14 protein-coding genes are annotated in these 17,781 nt (G+C 53.9%); 12 read left to right on the top strand and 2 right to left on the bottom strand.

What is annotated here, in order from left to right; genetic code table 11:
- The first annotated feature begins 323 nt into the window (after window positions 1–323).
- The 11 genes from ACXAFI_RS14580 to ACXAFI_RS14530 all read left to right on the top strand — a co-directional run bounded on the left by ACXAFI_RS14580 (window position 324) and on the right by ACXAFI_RS14530 (window position 13,752).
- Window positions 324–2,264, top strand: a complete 1,941-nt coding sequence (locus ACXAFI_RS14580; RefSeq protein ID WP_475109395.1) for a cytochrome-c peroxidase — start codon at window positions 324–326, stop codon at window positions 2,262–2,264.
- A gap of 372 nt (window positions 2,265–2,636) precedes the next feature.
- Window positions 2,637–3,416: a type IV pilus biogenesis/stability protein PilW gene (gene pilW / locus ACXAFI_RS14575; RefSeq protein WP_475109394.1), complete on the top strand. Its 780-nt coding sequence runs from the start codon at window positions 2,637–2,639 to the stop codon at window positions 3,414–3,416.
- Complete coding sequence (locus ACXAFI_RS14570) at window positions 3,406–4,386, top strand: RodZ domain-containing protein (RefSeq protein WP_475109393.1); 981 nt, start codon at window positions 3,406–3,408, stop codon at window positions 4,384–4,386. Before pilW ends, ACXAFI_RS14570 begins: the two co-directional genes overlap by 11 nt.
- Window positions 4,387–4,486: 100 nt before the next feature.
- Window positions 4,487–5,599 (top strand): flavodoxin-dependent (E)-4-hydroxy-3-methylbut-2-enyl-diphosphate synthase, encoded by a 1,113-nt coding sequence (gene ispG / locus ACXAFI_RS14565; RefSeq protein WP_152451935.1) that lies wholly within the window; start codon window positions 4,487–4,489, stop codon window positions 5,597–5,599.
- Between the two features lie 74 nt (window positions 5,600–5,673).
- Entirely contained in the window at window positions 5,674–6,936 is a 1,263-nt protein-coding gene (gene hisS, locus ACXAFI_RS14560; protein WP_475109392.1) for a histidine--tRNA ligase, read from the top strand.
- A gap of 70 nt (window positions 6,937–7,006) precedes the next feature.
- Window positions 7,007–7,717 (top strand): YfgM family protein, encoded by a 711-nt coding sequence (locus ACXAFI_RS14555; RefSeq protein WP_475109391.1) that lies wholly within the window; start codon window positions 7,007–7,009, stop codon window positions 7,715–7,717.
- Window positions 7,717–8,880 (top strand): outer membrane protein assembly factor BamB, encoded by a 1,164-nt coding sequence (gene bamB / locus ACXAFI_RS14550; RefSeq protein WP_152451941.1) that lies wholly within the window; start codon window positions 7,717–7,719, stop codon window positions 8,878–8,880. Before ACXAFI_RS14555 ends, bamB begins: the two co-directional genes overlap by 1 nt.
- A 140-nt stretch (window positions 8,881–9,020) precedes the next feature.
- The gene (gene der / locus ACXAFI_RS14545) at window positions 9,021–10,415 is read left to right on the top strand and encodes a ribosome biogenesis GTPase Der (protein WP_475109390.1); all 1,395 of its coding nucleotides are present in this window, start codon (window positions 9,021–9,023) and stop codon (window positions 10,413–10,415) included.
- Window positions 10,416–10,552: 137 nt separating this feature from the next.
- Complete coding sequence (locus ACXAFI_RS14540; protein WP_475109389.1) at window positions 10,553–12,016, top strand: NAD-dependent succinate-semialdehyde dehydrogenase; 1,464 nt, start codon at window positions 10,553–10,555, stop codon at window positions 12,014–12,016.
- A gap of 60 nt (window positions 12,017–12,076) precedes the next feature.
- Window positions 12,077–12,766: a tRNA (N6-threonylcarbamoyladenosine(37)-N6)-methyltransferase TrmO gene (gene tsaA, locus ACXAFI_RS14535; protein ID WP_475109388.1), complete on the top strand. Its 690-nt coding sequence runs from the start codon at window positions 12,077–12,079 to the stop codon at window positions 12,764–12,766.
- A 164-nt stretch (window positions 12,767–12,930) separates the two neighbouring features.
- The gene (locus ACXAFI_RS14530) at window positions 12,931–13,752 is read left to right on the top strand and encodes an MBL fold metallo-hydrolase (RefSeq protein ID WP_475109387.1); all 822 of its coding nucleotides are present in this window, start codon (window positions 12,931–12,933) and stop codon (window positions 13,750–13,752) included.
- A 161-nt stretch (window positions 13,753–13,913) separates the two neighbouring features.
- On the opposite strand, the gene ACXAFI_RS14525 is transcribed toward ACXAFI_RS14530, so the two are convergent.
- Window positions 13,914–14,708 carry a class I SAM-dependent methyltransferase gene (locus ACXAFI_RS14525; RefSeq protein WP_475109386.1) on the bottom strand — a complete coding sequence of 265 codons (795 nt, stop codon included), beginning with the start codon at window positions 14,706–14,708 and terminating at the stop codon, window positions 13,914–13,916.
- A 92-nt stretch (window positions 14,709–14,800) separates the two neighbouring features.
- On the opposite strand from ACXAFI_RS14525, the gene ACXAFI_RS14520 reads away from it, so the two are divergent.
- The gene (locus ACXAFI_RS14520) at window positions 14,801–15,280 is read left to right on the top strand and encodes a GFA family protein (protein WP_475109385.1); all 480 of its coding nucleotides are present in this window, start codon (window positions 14,801–14,803) and stop codon (window positions 15,278–15,280) included.
- Window positions 15,281–15,376: 96 nt separating this feature from the next.
- Here ACXAFI_RS14520 and ACXAFI_RS14515 read toward each other — a convergent pair whose 3' ends face one another.
- The gene (locus ACXAFI_RS14515) at window positions 15,377–17,002 is read right to left on the bottom strand and encodes a di-heme oxidoredictase family protein (protein WP_475109384.1); all 1,626 of its coding nucleotides are present in this window, start codon (window positions 17,000–17,002) and stop codon (window positions 15,377–15,379) included.
- Window positions 17,003–17,781: the final 779 nt, after the last annotated feature.

Here is a 17,781-nt window from a genome sequence, read left to right as displayed (position 1 = left end):
GCGCATTTAATATTTCTGGTTAGGTCACAGCTGAGGTAGGGCTGCCAAGTGGTTGGCTGTGTCACTGTGCCTTTTGCCTCTTTTATATCCTGAGGTAATTCACACTATCTCATTTCACTCGCCGAGTGTAAGTGCTTTGCGACTCTCTCAACAGAATTCGCAGGGTTAAGGCTTTAGGCTCGTTATTTTTATGCCCGGCGAAATTGTCAGGAATCGGAGAGCTCTGGGAGTATTAGCTTTTGGTGCCGTCTAGGGCACTAGTTTACCCATTGCCTGTCCAGAGTTTCTCTAACGATTTTAATGGGCAGGGTCGATCAGGTTTTATGGAATCACAAAGCAAAAATTCAATTGTGCCGGTCATGGCATTGCTACGATTGCTGATCTTGCCGCTATTTTTGCTGGCGGTAGGCTGTAGTTCAGGTTCTTCTGGTGGCGATGACAGCACCAGCTCGGAAACCGTAGAAGGCAATACTGATTCTGGTGGCGATACAGAGACTGGTGATGATACGGACGATAACGGCGATAAAGATACGGGTACAGACACCGGCACAGGAAGCGGGCAGGGTACTGCCCCGCAGGAGCTGATCGCCAATGCCTTTTCCGGAACCAGTATCGGCCTCTCTTGGCAGCGCGATGGGGTGACCTATACCATCTATCGCGGTGGGGAAAAAATTGCCGAGACCAGTAATAGCTATTACGTAGATCAGGGGCTTTCAGTCAATACCGCGTACAGCTACTCGGTAACCAGTGGCGATTTGGGCAGCGATAGTGAGACGGCACAGGTTACTGCGAAAACACTAATCAATAACACTAATAGCGGCCTCAGTAATGGGGCAGTTGCGGCACCGATCCTCGACCGCCTGGTGAACATTAACGAATGCAAAAATGTTCGCAGCGCATTGAATTTATTGGATGAAGATCTGGATACCTGCCTGGCAGCCATGCTGGAATTGAGCAACATGGCCGGGCATTTAGAGGATATGCGTGCTTTTGCCGCCAGGGTGCGAAGTGAACAAGACCCTGCCATTGTCGAGCTGGGTATGCGCCTGTTCTACAGCCAATCCCTCAGTGCCAATGGTGACGTGGCCTGTGCCTCCTGCCACCACGCCGCTATCGGCTGTGGCGGTGACAATCTCTCCATGCCCGTGGGTGTGAACCCGCTAGATCCTGCATTGGTTGGCCCTGGCCGCTCTGATGGTATCAATGAGGTGCCCATAGTGCCCAGAAACGCCCAGCCTATTTGTAATGTGGCATTGTGGAGCAGCGGGCTCTTCTGGGATAACCGGGTGGCTCTCACTGATCGTGGATTACGCACCGACTCACGGGATGTCAGCCTCAATACCGAAGCGGCGGTGGGCACTGGCACCTTGGCGTTGATGATGGCGCAGGCGCATTTTCCGGTTACCAATCCTGCGGAGATGGGTGATGTCACCCAGTTTGGTTACGATAGCACTACTGACAGCGGCAACACTGGTTACCGCGAGGACATCATAGCGGCCAATCTGGAGCGGGAATCCTGGGGTGCACTGTTCAGTGCGGCCTTTGGTGATGACCAGATTACTTTCAGTCGCATAGCCCAGGCCATAGCGGCCTTCGAAGCGGTACAGCTTTTTATCGATAACCCCTTCTTCGACTATGTGGATGGCGATGTAAATGCGCTCGATAGTGATGAGAAGCGAGGAGCCATTACTTTTATGTCGGGGAATTCCGGCTGTACCAATTGCCATGCGGGTGCATTTTTTACTACTGAAGGACCGCGACCTGCGAACTATCCACAAATTGGTATTGGCACCGATGAAAATGGCAGCGGCGCGGATCTGGGTGCGAACGGTGCTGGTGCTTTCCGCCCACCAACACTATTAAATGTCGCGCTCACTGGCCCCTGGGGGCACAGTGGTCAATTTGCGACTTTGCGCAGAAATGTTGAGCACTATCGCGATCGCGCTGCATCGGTTAACCAGTACTACTCCAATAGCGAAATGTGCGATTTGGCACAGTTTCAGGAATTAGCAGATTGCGCCAATAAAGTGGCCCCTAATGGCCCCGCGCTCTCTCAGGCGATTCTCGCGGCTACTGGCGGGGATGCGGGTAATAATCTCAGCGATGCCGAGATTGATCTGGTAGTGCGCTTTCTCGAGACACTGACAGACCCGGATGCCGCCAATGCGGCATCCAACCCCGTCCAGGCCCTGATCCCTCCCCGCGACGGCGGCCCAGATGGCAAACAGCTTGACGCTAAAGATGGCGCCGGTAACGAGCTCTAATGGCGGCATAAACCCCTTCATCCTTGGAGAGCCTTTGATTCCCCGGAGAGCTGGTCGCTCTCCGGGTTTTCTTATAGCAGTGTGTTTCGATTTTTTTTCGCTACATAAAGGAGGTGCTGTCGAGCCAATTGGAATTTATTAGGTGTATACAGCTGAAACTGGCAGTACTTTGCGGCACTATATGAGGGGGGAAAAGCGGGGTTAAACCGGGCTGATGATGGGGTAACTGAGTGAATATGGGGGCAGTTTTGCTGCAAAAAGGTTCACGAAGCTGTTTTGTTACCTACTCCACCCCAGTTTGTTGATCGATAGTGATCAATCATTGCGACCCCGCTTGATGGATAGATGAAAAATAAATGTACAGGTGATGTCGTGTCTGCAAAATCTTTTGGCCTGCCGTTTCTTGGCCTGATTCTCACTGTGTTACTGGGGGGATGTGTGACCACTGGCTTGCCAGAGCGCCAGGAGGTGAACCTGGATAAGGCACTGGAAACTCACGTTCAGCTGGGAATTCGCTACCTGCAGAGTGGAGATAATCGTGAGCAGGCTCGCCGTCACTTTAACAAGGCCTTGGAGTTGGGTCCTAAAGACCCGCTGGCTCACCACGGCCTGGCCCTGCTGTACCAGACTGATGGTGAATTAACGGTGGCAGAGTCCCACTTTAAAAAAGCCCTGCGCTACAGCGATGACTTCTCGATGGCGCGCACCAATTATGGGGTTTTCCTGTACCAACAGGAGCGCTACGAGGACGCTTTGGAGCAGTTCCACCACGCCTCCAATGACCTGACCTATAATCGCCGCTTCTTTGCCCTGGTGAACTACGGCCGCACCGCCAATCGCCTGGGGATGGTGGAGGAGGCCGAACGGGCCTACACACGCGCCCTCGCCCTGAACAGCAATCTGCCCGTTGCCCTATTGGAGTTGGCAGAACTCAAATATGATGCCGGCGATTACGTCAAGGCTAAGCAGTACCTGGACCAGTACAGCGAAAATTACCGTCAAACACCGCAATCTTTATGGTTGGGGATTCGTATTGAGAAGGTGTTTGGCAATCGCGACAAGGAGCTGAGTTATGCTCTTGCGCTGAAAAATTTGTACCCGTACTCTGCGGAAACACTGAAATATCAGGAGTTGAGTGGTAATGACGGATAGTAATTCCGTGCACCGTGACAGCGGCCAAACTGAAAGCAAAACGCAGGTTTCTCCCGGTGCGCTGTTGCTCGCCGCGCGCGAGGCGGCAGGACTCTCCCGCGAGGAGCTTTCTCGACGCCTGTGTATTATCGATAACACTGTCGAGTGGCTGGAAACAGACCTCTACGAGCGCCAGCCGGAAGCCGTTTATGCGCGGGGCTATATCCGCAATATCTGCCGCGAGCTGAGCATTGACTCCACAACGGTACTCGCGGCCTACGATGCTGCGCGCCCGAAGCCGCAAGCACGCAGAGAGTCACGCCGGATCGAGATTAAAGCCGATTCCCTGCGCCCGGCGAGCAAACGCGGCCACGGTTTGTTGGCGCTACTGCCGCTGGTGGCGGCGGGCGCTGTGTTCTGGTGGATCTATGGTGGTCCGGTAAATATTCCCGGCCTGCAGACACCAACAGAACAATCGACCGATCAAAATATACCCCTTGCCGAAGCGACTAAGCCATCCGTTACCTCCAGCGAAAGTGAATTTTCGGAGCCGGGTTCGACTGAGTTGCAGGTGGCCGCGGCACCGGAGCAACAGCCACAGCTCGTCGAGGAAGCCGTGGAAGAAATGGTGGAGGAAGCTCAGACTCCCGAGCCAAATGCGCTTTCTGAGTTAGCGTCCGAGCCCAGCGAGCAAGCTTCAGAAGCGGCAGCGCAGCTTCCCGCGGCGGTGGTGCAGCTAGATGAGCAGTTGCAGGGAGCCCTGCGTCTCAGTTTCGATGAGGATTCCTGGGTTGAAGTGAAGGATGCCGAGGGCGTAGTGCTGCTCGCCGGCGTGCAGGAAGCGGGTACTTCCAAGAGCCTGGATGGGCGCGCTCCCTTTGAAGTGATGCTCGGTAATGCCCGCGGAACCAGGGTGGTTTACCGCGAGCAAACCATCGAAAGTGACCCTATCGGCAGCCGCCGCACCCGCCGCCTGATTGTGGGCGATTAAAGGATCTTCGCCGTTTGGGCGCGAACTCTGTAGGTTTGCGCCCAATCTCTCTATAATCTCCCCCTCGATTTTTTAGCAGCAATACTGCCAGGTCAGCCCTATGCAATTTGAATCTCCCATTGTCCGCCGCAAGTCGCGCCAGATCATGGTGGGTAATGTACCGGTCGGTGGCGATGCGCCGATCTCGGTGCAGAGCATGACCAATACCGAAACCTGTGACGTGGCCGCCACGGTGGACCAGATCCAGCGATTGGAAAAAGCCGGTGCGGATATCGTGCGGGTCTCGGTGCCCAGCATGGAGGCCGCCGAGGCTTTCGGGGAAATTAAAAAGCAGGTGAATGTCCCGCTGGTGGCGGATATCCACTTCGACTACCGCATCGCCCTGCGTGTGGCCGATCTGGGCGTGGATTGCCTGCGCATCAACCCCGGTAATATCGGCCGCGAGAAGCGTATCCGCGCGGTGGTGGATAAGGCCCGCGATCTGAATATTCCGATTCGTATCGGTGTGAATGCGGGTTCCCTGGAAAAAGACCTACAGAAAAAATACGGTGAGCCCACCCCGGATGCACTGGTGGAATCGGCCCTGCGCCACGTTGAGATTCTCGATAGCCTGAACTTTCAGGATTTCAAGGTGAGCGTGAAGGCCTCGGATATCTTTATGGCTACCGCCGCCTATCGCAAACTGGCCCAGCAGATTGAACAGCCCCTGCACCTGGGTATTACCGAGGCCGGAGGCCTGCGTGCCGGCACGGTGAAATCCGCAATTGGTCTCGGCGCCCTGTTGCTCGACGGCATCGGCGATACCCTGCGGGTCTCCCTGGCTGCAGATCCGGTGGAAGAGGTGAAGGTGGGGTGGGACCTGCTCAAGAGCCTGCGTCTGCGCAGTAAAGGGATCAACTTTATCGCCTGTCCCAGCTGCTCCCGCCAGAATTTCGATGTGGTAAAAACCATGAACGAGCTGGAGACGCGCTTGGAAGACGTCACGACACCGTTGGATGTGGCGGTGATCGGTTGTATCGTCAATGGTCCCGGCGAAGCGAAGGAGGCGGATATCGGCCTCACCGGCGGCACCCCAAGCCACGCGGTCTATGTAGATGGCCAGCCGGACCGCAAATTCAAGAATGAGAACCTGGTGGATGATTTGGAGCGCCTGATTCGTGAGAAGGCCGCAGCCAAGGCCGAGCGCGAGGCGGATATCATCGCCAAGGCGTAACGGGCACGCCCCTTGCACCATACCTGAATCGTCGATTTAAGAAATTTAGAAATTTAGAAATTTAAGGAACAGCGTTGAAACAACTTCGCGCAATTCGCGGCATGAATGACCTGCTGCCGGAACAGTCACCGACTTGGCAGTATGTGGAAGCCACTCTCAGTGAACTTTTTGCCCGCTACGGCTACAGTGAAGTCCGCACGCCCATCCTGGAGGCAACCCAGCTGTTCAGTCGCGCCGTGGGCGAGGCTACCGATATTGTCGAAAAGGAAATGTACACCTTTGAGGACAAGAGCGGGGACAGTGTTACCCTGCGTCCGGAGGGTACTGCTGGCACCGTGCGTGCAGCGATCCAGAACAACCTGCTGAATCAGCCCCAGCGCCTGTGGTATTTCGGCCCCATGTTCCGCTACGAACGCCCGCAAAAGGGCCGCCTGCGTCAGTTCCACCAGTTTGGTGTGGAAGTGTTCGGCATCGAAGGGCCGGATATCGATGCAGAAATCCTGATTATGACCGCGCGCCTGTGGCGCCAGCTGGGCATTGCTGATCACGTCACCCTGCAGTTGAACAGCCTGGGCAACTCCGACAGCCGTGCGGCTTACCGCGAGGCCCTGGTGGCCTATCTCAGCGAGCACCGCGAGCAGCTGGACGAGGACAGCCAGCGCCGCCTGGAGCGCAATCCCCTGCGTATTCTCGATAGTAAAAATGCGCAAACCCAGGAACTGCTTGCCGACGCCCCCTGTCTACTGGATTTCCTTGATGAGGAATCCGCCGCCCACTTCGCCCAACTGCGCGAAATGCTGGATGCGGCGGGGGTGAAATATGAGATCAACTCTAAGTTAGTGCGTGGTCTCGACTACTACGGTAAAACCGTTTTCGAGTGGGTGACCGACAGCCTCGGCGCCCAGGGCACTGTCTGTGCTGGTGGCCGCTACGATGGCTTGGTAGAGCAGATGGGTGGAAAATCCACTCCCGCAGTGGGCTTTGGCCTGGGTGCCGAGCGCCTGGTGCTGATGTTGGAAACCCTTGAAGTTCTGCCGGAGAGCCTGGCGCAACAGGTAGATGCCTACCTGGTGGCGGTGGGTGATGTACAATCAGCCGCCCTGGCCGCCGCCGAGCAATTGCGCGACGAGTTGCCTTGGCTGCGCCTGCAGGCACACTGCGGAGGCGGTAGCTTTAAGAGCCAAATGAAGAAAGCGGATAAAAGCGGTGCCGATTACGCACTGATTATCGGCGAGGATGAGGCTGCTAACGGTCAGATTACAGTGAAGTATCTGCGCTCCGACCAACAGCAACAGACCCTAGCGCTCACAGAGCTGGCGGCATTGCTGCAGAGCTGATTCAAATACTCAGGGTGGCGGAGGCCCCCGCCGGGATAGTTAGAAAACCACAGGAAAGGCGATTTACCCAATGTCTGAGCATCTTACCGAACAAGAACAAATAGAAACGCTGAAGCGCTGGTGGGCGGAAAACGGCAGGGGCATTGTAACCGGCGTGGTCCTGGCTCTGGTCGGCTACTTCGGCTATCAGTGGTGGCAGGGTGACCAGCGCGCTAAGGCCGAGGCGGCATCCGACCTGTACCAGGGATTTATTGAAGCGGTTTCCGCCAATAACAGCCAGCCGGACAACAAGCAGCTGACTACCGCGAAAACCCTCGCCGAGCAGCTGAAAAACGAATACGGCAGCCGTATCTATGCCAGTCAGGCCTCTCTGCGTCTGGCCGCTATCGCCGCCGACAAGAATGATCTGGAAGCCGCACAGACTCAGCTCCAATGGGTCCTCGACAACACCAAAGAGGAAGCCCTGGAGTTACTGGCCAAGCGCCGGCTCGCCACTGTGATTGCCGCCCGCGGCAATCCGGACGAAGCGCTGAAACTGATCGAGGGCAATGTGCCCCCGGCCTTTGCTGCCCTCTATTCCGAGACCCGCGGCGATATCCTCAGACAGAAAGGCGATGATGCGGGTGCCCGCAGTGCCTATGAGCAGGCTTTATCCGAGCTGCTGCCGGAACAGGCAGGCAGCACACAGCTGCTGCGCCTCAAAGTGGAAAGCCTGGCGGTGGCCTCTGGCGAGGAACAGGAACAGAAACCAAGCGAACCAGCACCTGAGGGAGACGAGTGATGGGATTTCTCAATCGCGCTGTGGGGCGCACGGCAGCAGTTGCCCTGGCGGTAGCCCTGGGTGCCTGCGCCTCCAACGAGAGCAAGGAAGATGTCGAGCCGGTGGAGCTGGTGGATTTCGCCCCTAGCGTCCAGCTGCGCGAAGTCTGGTCGGCAGATGTGGGCAGTATCGACGAGAAGCGTTACGCCATGCTGCAACCTGGGTTGGCAGACGGCAAACTAGTCGCCGCCAGTAGCGATGGTGAGGTGACCGCCTTCGATCGCAGCAGTGGCAGACCCCAGTGGGAAACCGACCTGGATATTGAATTGAGCGGTGGCGTCGGTGTTGGCCTCGGCCTCGCCGTAGTAGTGGACTATCGCGGTCGCGCAATAGCGCTGGATCTGAACAACGGCGCCCAGCTGTGGAAGTACCAGGTTTCCGGTGAAGTGGTCTCCGCACCGGCGGTTGGCTCCGGGGTTGTTGTCCTGCAAACCGTGGACGGCAAGCTGGTGGGTCTCAATGCCAGCAACGGCGAAGAACTGTGGAGCCACAACACCACCTTGCCGGTACTGACTTTACGCGGCACCGCGGCGCCGGTGATCAGCGGCGGCCTGGTGGTCGCCGGTCTCGACAACGGCAAATTGATCGCTTTGGATGCCCGCGATGGCATTCCCCGCTGGGAGCAGCGCGTTGCCATACCGCAGGGCTCCGCCGAACTGGAGCGAGTTGTGGACATCGATGGCTCGCCGGTAGTGCGTGGCGATCTGGTGTTTGCCGCCAGCTATCAGGGCCGGGTTGTTGCCCTGTCCAAAGAAAATGGTCGCGGCCTTTGGGCGCGCGATGCCTCCACTCATCACGCGGTAGCTGTGGGAGGAGGCAATGTTTACCTGAGCGGTGCCTCGGGTAGTGTGTACGCTTACAATGTGGGCGCCGGGCAGATTGCCTGGAGTAACAACGAATTGCTGCGCCGCGAGTTGAGTGGCCCAGCGTACTTCCAGGATGTTGTGGTTGTCGGTGACCTGGAAGGTTACCTGCATGTGCTCGACCCCAATTCCGGTCAGTTTATCGGCCGAGAAGAGGTCGATAATGACGCGATACGCATTCCTATGCTGGTGGATGGTGACCTGCTGTTTGTCCTGTCTGACGACGGCAAGCTGGTTGCTCTGACCCTCGCTCGGGGTTAATCACGCAAGTTTGCTGCGGCGGACAGGCAGTCCGCCATGGGGCACAAAGCCCGCAAAAGGAGCCTGCTTCGCAGGTGAATTGAAATCGCCCGCCTTGTGCGGGCGTTTGTATTTATTTATTAGGCTAAAGCCAGAATTCTATGCTGCCAGTTATCGCCCTGGTCGGGCGCCCCAACGTGGGCAAATCCACACTATTTAATCGTCTTACCAAGAGCCGCGACGCCTTGGTGGCCAACTACGCCGGTCTGACTCGCGACCGCAAGTACGGCGAGGCCGAAATCGACGGACGCAAGGTGCTCCTTGTCGACACCGGCGGTATCACCGGCGGGGAAGAAGGTATCGATGCGGCTATGGCGCAGCAGTCCATGCAGGCTATCGAAGAGGCGGATATCGTGCTGTTCCTGGTGGATAGCCGCGATGGTCTGACACCGGCGGATGAAATGATCGCCGACCAGCTGCGCACCCGCTCAAAGCCCACCTTTTTGGTGGCCAACAAGGTCGATGGGGTCAACCCGGATATCGCCCTGGCACCTTTCTACGAGCTGGGCATCGGTGAACTGTTTCCCACCACGGCCACCCATGGTCGCGGTGTGCGCAGCCTGATGCAGCGCGTAGTGGAAGACCTGCCGGAGCCTGCTGCAGAAGAAGAGCCTGAAGAGGCCACCGGAATCAAGATCGCCATCGTCGGGCGCCCCAACGTGGGTAAATCTACCCTGGTCAACCGCCTGCTGGGCGAGGACCGCGTGGTGGTATACGACCAGCCCGGCACTACCCGCGACAGTGTCTACATCAATTACGAGCGCGATGAAAAGCCTTACACATTGATCGATACCGCTGGTATCCGCCGACGCAAGAACATTAAGGAATCGGTGGAGAAGTTCTCCATCGTCAAAACCCTGCAGGCGGTGGAAGACGCCAATGTGGTGGTGCTGGTGATCGATGCTCGCGAGGGTCTGGTGGACCAGGATATGCACCTGATGGGCAGTGTGATCCAGGCGGGGCGCGCGCTGGTAGTTGCGTTAAACAAGTGGGATGGCCTGGAGGCGGAGCACCGCGACTATGTCAAAGCGGAGCTGGAGCGCCGTCTGCGCTTTGTTGAATTTGCCGATGTGCATTTTATCTCCGCGCTGCACGGCACTGGTGTTGGCCATTTGTACGAGTCTATCGAGGCTGCCTATCAGAGTGCCACAGATAAGCTTTCCACCAATCATCTCACGCGCATCCTGCAGTGGGCGGTAAGTGAGCACCAACCACCTCTGGTACACGGACACCGTATCAAACTGCGTTACGCACACGCCGGTGGTCAGAACCCGCCCGTAATCGTGATTCACGGCAACCAGACCGAACAGGTACCGGGGCACTATGTGCGTTACCTGGAAAAGACTTTCCGCAAGGCTTTGGAATTGCACGGAACACCGGTGAAGATCGAGTTCCGCACTGGGGACAACCCTTATGCGGGTCGGAAAAACAAACTGAGTGATCGCCAGAAGGCCAAGAAGCGCCGCCTGATGAAGTTTGTGAAAAAGAAAAAATAAAGCTTTATCCGCCAGCAAGCCAGAGTGTCGTCAATTCCCCCCTAGTGTTGCACTGCGGGGGGGACTTTACGGGTTAATATCCTTAGCGGTTGATCGCGGCCCGACCGGGATCAGGGAAGACACCTAAGGAGATGGCGATGCTGGAGCTTAAAAATCCTGCGCTGTTGCGCACCCAGTCCTATATCAATGGCCAGTGGATCGATGCCGATTCCGGCGCTACTTTCGATGTCAAAGATCCGGCCACCGGTAAGGTGGTCGCCAGCGTAGCCGACCTTGGCGCTGCGGAAACCCGCCGCGCTATTGAGGCGGCCAGTGCCGCTTGGTCTGATTGGGCTGCCACTACCGTCAAGGAGCGGGCCAAGTTACTGCGGCGCTGGTACAACCTGGTGATTGAAAACACCGAGGACCTGGCCAGAATTCTCACCGCCGAACAGGGTAAACCTCTTTCCGAGGCCCGCACTGAAATTGTCTATGGCGCCAACTATATCGAGTGGTTTGCCGAAGAGGCCAAACGCGTTTATGGGGATGTCATAGCCCCACCTGCCAACGACCGCCGCATTGTAGTGATCAAGCAGCCCGTAGGGGTCACCTGCTCGATTACACCGTGGAATTTCCCCAACGCCATGATTGCCCGCAAGATGGCACCGGCTCTGGCTGCCGGTTGCCCATTTATCGCCAAGCCGGCTCAAGAAACACCGCTATCTGCCCTGGCGCTCGCGGTATTGGCAGAGGAAGCGGGTATCCCTGCCGGTATTTTCAGTATTGTCGCAGGGGCATCGGCCAAGGATATTGGTGCCGAGATGACCAAAAACCCCCTGGTACGTAAGTTTACCTTCACCGGTTCCACGGCCGTGGGCAAGCAGCTGCAGGCCCAGTGCGCAGAAACCATGAAGAAAACTTCTATGGAGCTGGGTGGCAACGCGCCGTTTATTGTCTTTGACGATGCGGACTTAGATGAAGCAGTGAAAGGCGCCATCGTCTGCAAGTACCGCAATGCGGGGCAAACCTGTGTCTGCGCCAATCGGATCTTTGTTCAGGAAGGGGTTTATGAGGCCTTTGCAGAAAAATTTGCCAAGGCAGTGAATGAATTGACGATGGGCAACGGCTTTGAGCAGGGAACAGATATCGGCCCCATGATAACCACCAAGGCGGTAGAAAAGGTGGAGGAGTTGGTGGAAGACGCCCTGCAAAAAGGTGCAAAAACGCTGGTGTCTGGAGGCCCTGACTCTATGGGAGACCAGTTTTATGCCCCCATAATATTGGGCGATGCCACAGAGAAGATGAATCTGTTCAAAGAGGAAATCTTTGGTCCGGTAGCACCCCTGTTCAAGTTTTCCACAGAAGAAGAGGTGATTCGTATGGCCAACGATACTGAGTTCGGTCTCGCCTCCTATTTTTACTCCCGTGATATCGGCCGGATCTTCCGGGTATCAGAAGCTTTGGAATATGGCATGGTAGGGGTCAATGAAGGCATCATCTCTAATGAGATGGCTCCATTTGGCGGTGTGAAAGAATCAGGACAGGGGCGGGAAGGTTCCAAATACGGTATCGAGGATTACCTGGAAATAAAATATCTGTGTATTGCAGGTATGGATAAATAACCTCTTCAACTGGTTTAAAATGCCGGGCTCATCATTGAAAATTGGTTTTCTGGAATTTCCATGGTTGTTGAGCCCATAGCCCGTGTGCACTCTTGCTTTGGTGAAAAATTTGGCGTTCCCCGGCAACCACTGCTCGCCGATGCCAGTCGGGCCAGTATTGAACTGCTACCGCCCCTGAATGTAGCGGATGCGGTAGCAGGGCTCGAGGAAAACAGCCATATCTGGGTTGTCTTTCAGTTTCACCAGGCTGCAGGACAATGGTCCACCAAGGTGCGCCCCCCACGACTGGGCGGCAATAAAAAGCTCGGTGTACTCGCCACACGCTCCCCCTTTCGCCCCAATAATATCGGCCTTTCGGTGGTACGATTATTGGAGGTGCGAACCTCGCCAAAAGTCGAATTAATTGTCGGCGGAGCCGATCTGGTGGATGGCACGCCAGTTTTGGATATTAAGCCCTACGTGCCCTATGCGGATGCCCTGCACCATGCTGAAAGTGCCTTTGCCGATGCCGCCCCGGCATTAACTCCAGTAAATATCCCCGAAAAGATTCTTCATCAGGCCAGAGCCTATAAAGATGACTGGGGCACAGATCTGCTCAGGTTAATTGAACAGGTACTGGCCCAGGACCCCAGACCCGCCTATCAGAAAGGTGATCCACAGCGCATTTATGGTATGGCTCTGTGTGGTTTTAATTTGTGTTGGCGTTATACGGAAAATGGGATTGAGGTGGTGTCACTGGAGTCTTTGTGAAGACTTTTTCCTCAGAAGTAAAAGGTTTCTTCTCTCGCTAGCGACTTCTTGCTTTGGATACTGTGGTGAATAGTAGTGATATGTCACCAACATTCGAGGAAATTGCAATTTCTCGACTTATAGCACTTGCCTGAAAATACCCAAAACCGGTAAGAGAGTGCCCCATGTCAGTAAGAGAAACATTTAACTATCAGGGCCTGGAAGCAATTCGTGTAGGTCGTCTGAATATGGGGATCAACACCACCTTTGTCGTGTATAGGCTTAATGGCACGGTAATAGATACTGGCCCCAGCAACCAATGGAAATATGTTAAGCCGTTTATTCAAACTTCGCCGCTAAAGCAGTTATTACTGACTCACCACCACGAGGATCACAGTGGTAACGCCGGTGCCATCCAAAAGCTCACCGGTGTGCAGGCTTTTGCTCCGGACTTAACTATTGGGATATTAAAAAGGGGCTTTCGTATCCCCCCCATGCAAAAACTTTTTTGGGGAACTGCCGGAAAAGCCGAAGTGGCGCCACTACCAGAGGATATACGTATCGGCACAGAGAACGTGCAACCTTTGTTTAGCCCCGGTCATGCCAAAGATATGACTTGCTACCTGTTGCCAGAACGCGGCTGGTTGTTCAGTGCGGATTTATTTATCGCCAATTACTTAAAGTTTCTGCGTATCGACGAAGATATTCCCACCCTGTTAAACAGTATTAAAAATGTACTGGACCACTCCTTCCAAGTGATTCTCTGCCCACATAGAGGGGTGGTGGAGGATGGCTGGCAGCAGTTGAATCAGAAATATGAGTACTTGTTAAATATATCTGCAGAAGCCCAACAGCTCGAACAGCAGGGGCTTCCTTTAGAGCAGATCACTCTGCGCTTACTGGGAAAAGAGGGCTTAGTTAGCGTTTTAACTGGCTACAACTTTTGTAAAAGGAACCTAATTGCCTCTTGTTTAAAGGTTGATTTAGATAGTATGGTCCGCTTTTAATTTATTACTCTGTTCTTTGCTCTGCAAGAAATAAAAAAAAGTGGCTCTTACTTTTACATACTATGACTTTACCAAGTGCTCAGAGAGTGAAGCGTATTCGTAGATAATTGGCTTGCATGAATTTGGTGTGATGATTTGTCAGTTGTGAGGCAGAAACTGACTTATTTATTAGCTTCTATAATAAACCGCTTGATCCGTACCCCAGCATGTTTGCGCATTACTGGATGTATTTTTTGGTAGTAGGCATCCATCACTTGCTGCGAAAATTCTTGTCTTTGCGGGTTTTGCAGATGCCGAAATTGAGGCACCCAAGATAAGAAAAACGCTGTGAGTGTGTCTCGGGTGTCAAAGTTTTCCACATTATGAATTTCGTCGATCCTGGGGAGGTAAAATCCAGCCTCCTCAATATAATTGCGCATTTCGTTCAGCGTATAGTGATTGTAGGGGTCGAGAAAATTCTCAAAGTAAGGTTGCCACTGAGTACTATTTTGGAACTCGTACACCGTGTCCCAGAAATTTTCGTGGTCAACTTGGAAGCCAACCACAATTTTCCCATTTTCTTTTAAGTATTTGTAAAATCCACCCCAGACTTTTTTATGATCTGCCACCCAGTGCAGGCAGCTGAAAGAAAAAATAATATCGAACTGCTTCTCAAACTGGATTTCATCGGCACTCATCTGCTCGAAGGCGAGATTGGGTATGTCTGCGTGGGCTTTGCGGGCGTGGCGAATCATATCCTCAGTGAGGTCCACACCGATAATTTTGCCATTCTTGAGGCGCTCGGCCAGATAGCGGGTGATTCTGCCATCGCCACAGCCCACATCGAGAATAGCGCTGGCCCCTTGATAGCTGCAGCGCTGGATGGCTTCCATGGCCTGTCGCCACTGCATGGAGGAGGCCTTTACATACTCTTGGGCCTGCCATTTGTCGTGTCTGGTGGATTTTTCTGACGTCATGGCGGCATAACCCTTGGTTGTGGGAGCGCTTACCAGTCTAGCCTAGATACAGTGAATAAAGTCGTTGCCCAGTAAAACAGGGAGGTTCAACAGTGAAGCTCAATGGTTCCTGCCACTGCCAATCGGTGCGCTTTAGTCTCCAATGTGAACAACCCTACCCATTTACCCGTTGCTACTGTTCGATTTGCCGCAAGACAGCTGGGGGAGGGGGCTATGCCGTGAATCTGGGTGGGGATTATCAGTCGCTGGCGATTAAGGGGAAGGAGTTTATTTCTGTATATCAGGCGGTATTGCGCGACGAATCTGGTAGCAGTACTACCAGCCCAGCACAGCGCCATTTCTGTTCTCGCTGTGGCAGTGCGCTTTGGCTGTGGGATCCCCGCTGGCCCGATCTGGTCCACCCATTTGCCTCTGCGATAGATACTGAACTGCCCATACCGCCTGAGCGAACCCACGTGATGTTGGCTTTTGCCAAATCCTGGGTAGAGCCGGATGTTAGAGCCGAGGACAAACAATTTGATGAGTATCCAGATGAGTCACTGGCAGAGTGGCATCAACGCCACAATTTATAATCAAAGGTAAAGACTTTGGGGCTGGATAGTCAGCGGGGCGGGCCAATTGGCCGACCCGCAGCTGGAGCTAAGTTGTAAAAGCTTGCTATGGGGCCGCTATGGGGCCAAGTAGAGCACCAGGTTATCCAGGAATTTCAGCAGATCGGCTTTTTCGGCATCGCTAAGGGCTTCAAATTGCTCCTTACTGGATTGTGCCTCTCCACCGTGAAAGAGAACAGCTTCTGTCATAGTGGTGGCGCGGCCATCATGCAGATAGGGTGCTGTGGAGCCTACTCCCCATAGGTTTTCGGTGAGGAATACAGAGGCTCCTACATTACCTTCATCGAACTCCTCTGCAAGGGCCCGGCCCATGTCGTGTCGTTTCAGGTCGCCATAGAGCCGCACAATCGCTCCACCATTTTCAGATTCCTCGAATTGTCCCAGCGTCTGACCGGAGGGCAGCTCCTGAGGGTTATCGAGAATGTCTGTTAGCAGGTTAAATTGCAGTGAAGTGGCGGGTAGTCCGGCAATATTTCCTGCGGGGTAGGTCTCATCGCGATAGCTGGCGTGCTTCGAGGGTTCATAAAATACAGGTGAGGCGACCTCCATCTCGGGGGAGTGACACGAGGCGCAGCTGATGGAAGAGAAAATTTCCTGACCATTCTGAATGCTGGCAATGTCCGCCTCACTGAGAGGTAAACCGTAGGTTTCTTTTTCTTCCTTATTCAGGGTGTCAATCACGCTGTTCAGCTCAAGCTTGGTGACTGGTCGCGGTTGTGCGGCATTGTAGATCGTCAATGCGGTGATATCCCCGACACTCAGCTCATTAGTGATGGAGTCAAAGTCACTATCAGCATCGCCTACCAGTTCGGTGGCCTGCATACCAAGCTCCTGGTGCGCGGCTCCGCGAACAAAGGCCCGCACGAAACCCGTTAAGCCTTTCCATTCAAAGGGACGAACAATGAGGTCAGTATCAATACCGGCGAGATTGTCATAGTTGACGTTTTCACAGGAGACGGTGATATCTCCAAAACTGACGCCTTTGGCTGCCATCTCCACGGTGGCACTTTCACCAGAAGCACAGCTGTCAGCGACGGCTTGATCCCTTAGGCTTTGTAATTCGGTGGTCATTTCTTCAGCCACCAGCTGCACTGCACCCATGCCGAACAGGTGAGGGGAGTTACGCTCAATGAAGCCTTTCTGTTTACGCTCAGGGTCCATTCGGATTACATTGTCGTTCACACCACCACCGCCATCAGCAACGGGGACATTGTGACAACTGATGCAGGAATCGCCGTTGGGACCTGTTGCCCGGTGAGGCAAAATATTGGCCCAGGCCATTGGGCCCCTGAGATCTGGGCGAGGGAAACTGGTGAAGCGCTTGCCGTTACCGACATTAACGCCCACTCCATCGAGGGCGTTGTAATTTATCTCAAATAGCTCATCGCCTTCTTCGAAAGCATGAACATAGGCCTCGATAGGATCCATGGCTTCTAGTTCGGCCTGGTTAATATGGCCACCGAGATGTATTTCTACAGCACCGGCTTCCAGAATTTGTACGGTGTTAAAGATCGCACTGAAATCAAAGGGTTGTTGCCTTGGCGGTCGAGGGCCCTTTCTAGCGCTCTTGGGCACCCGATGTTTATCGTGTTTAGAACCAAAATCCGCGAGGACTGGTGGTGCAGTAAATGTTAGAGCTGATATTGCCAGGGAAATAGGCAATAAGTGTCTTTTTGAAATCATCAGCTATATCTCCCGGTACGAAATAGGGTGCGGATGGAGCAGTATTTTTTATGGAAATGCACCGGAAGAAATAACGGCAATCTATTTAGTGCCTGCCCAGACAGTCACAGGAAAAATTGCTAAATAGAACCTAGGCAAGGACCTATTCATTCTCACAAAGTGCATCTCAATAACGCTAAAATGCATCCTTGCAAGCCACTCGTGGAAAACCACTAGTGGGATTAGGCTCAAAAAAATAGGGAGATTTACCGAAAGATAGCTTTAAGAGAGGGCTAACTTTCCGTTAGAGCTAATGCCCGAAGTACGACCCCAAATATCTATTTTTGCCCATAACCCTCTGCGCATTTGCGCAGGCCTTTTGTATTTGTCTTACGTGTCTTAGTTGTCACCTCAGTCTTTGAAGTTCCCCATTTTTTGCGGAAATCAAAAAGTTGTTTTTCGGTGACAGGAAACCTAAGAGCGAAGGTATCCCTACTTGTGGTCAGACTAGTATGGGCTGCTGGTCCAAATGACATAAAGATAAGGGGTGAGTTAAGTTTTTGGTTTGCCTCGAGCTTTGAAGCAAGGTCTAAGGCAATTTTTCAATGCATCTTGCTAGGAGTTGGCGTGGGCTATGTATTCAAACGTGGACGGCAATAACTATGAAAAAAGGGTTATTGCAGCTTGGATGAAAACAAGTGAAACATTAATTATCTTTGGTATTGTCATTGAGTACCGGTTTCACAAACTGCTAGTTAGTAACCCCATCTTTTATTTTGCTTTTCATAGGTTATTCCCGC

Source organism: Microbulbifer sp. ABH2_005 (assembly GCF_056160005.1).
Note: the sequence above shows the minus strand (reverse complement) of the source record. Positions and strands in the feature narration are given on the sequence as shown.

Excerpts from the sequence above, each read along its gene's own strand:
- ACXAFI_RS14515 (WP_475109384.1), bottom strand. The coding sequence starts at position 17,002 with ATGATTTCAAAAAGACACTTATTGCCTATTTCCCTGGCAATATCAGCT.
- ACXAFI_RS14580 (WP_475109395.1), top strand. The coding sequence starts at position 324 with ATGGAATCACAAAGCAAAAATTCAATTGTGCCGGTCATGGCATTGCTA.
- bamB (WP_152451941.1), top strand. The coding sequence starts at position 7,717 with ATGGGATTTCTCAATCGCGCTGTGGGGCGCACGGCAGCAGTTGCCCTG.
- ACXAFI_RS14540 (WP_475109389.1), top strand. The coding sequence starts at position 10,553 with ATGCTGGAGCTTAAAAATCCTGCGCTGTTGCGCACCCAGTCCTATATC.
- ACXAFI_RS14555 (WP_475109391.1), top strand. The coding sequence starts at position 7,007 with ATGTCTGAGCATCTTACCGAACAAGAACAAATAGAAACGCTGAAGCGC.
- der (WP_475109390.1), top strand. The coding sequence starts at position 9,021 with ATGCTGCCAGTTATCGCCCTGGTCGGGCGCCCCAACGTGGGCAAATCC.
- tsaA (WP_475109388.1), top strand. The coding sequence starts at position 12,077 with ATGGTTGTTGAGCCCATAGCCCGTGTGCACTCTTGCTTTGGTGAAAAA.
- ACXAFI_RS14530 (WP_475109387.1), top strand. The coding sequence starts at position 12,931 with ATGTCAGTAAGAGAAACATTTAACTATCAGGGCCTGGAAGCAATTCGT.
- ispG (WP_152451935.1), top strand. The coding sequence starts at position 4,487 with ATGCAATTTGAATCTCCCATTGTCCGCCGCAAGTCGCGCCAGATCATG.
- ACXAFI_RS14570 (WP_475109393.1), top strand. The coding sequence starts at position 3,406 with ATGACGGATAGTAATTCCGTGCACCGTGACAGCGGCCAAACTGAAAGC.
- ACXAFI_RS14525 (WP_475109386.1), bottom strand. The coding sequence starts at position 14,708 with ATGACGTCAGAAAAATCCACCAGACACGACAAATGGCAGGCCCAAGAG.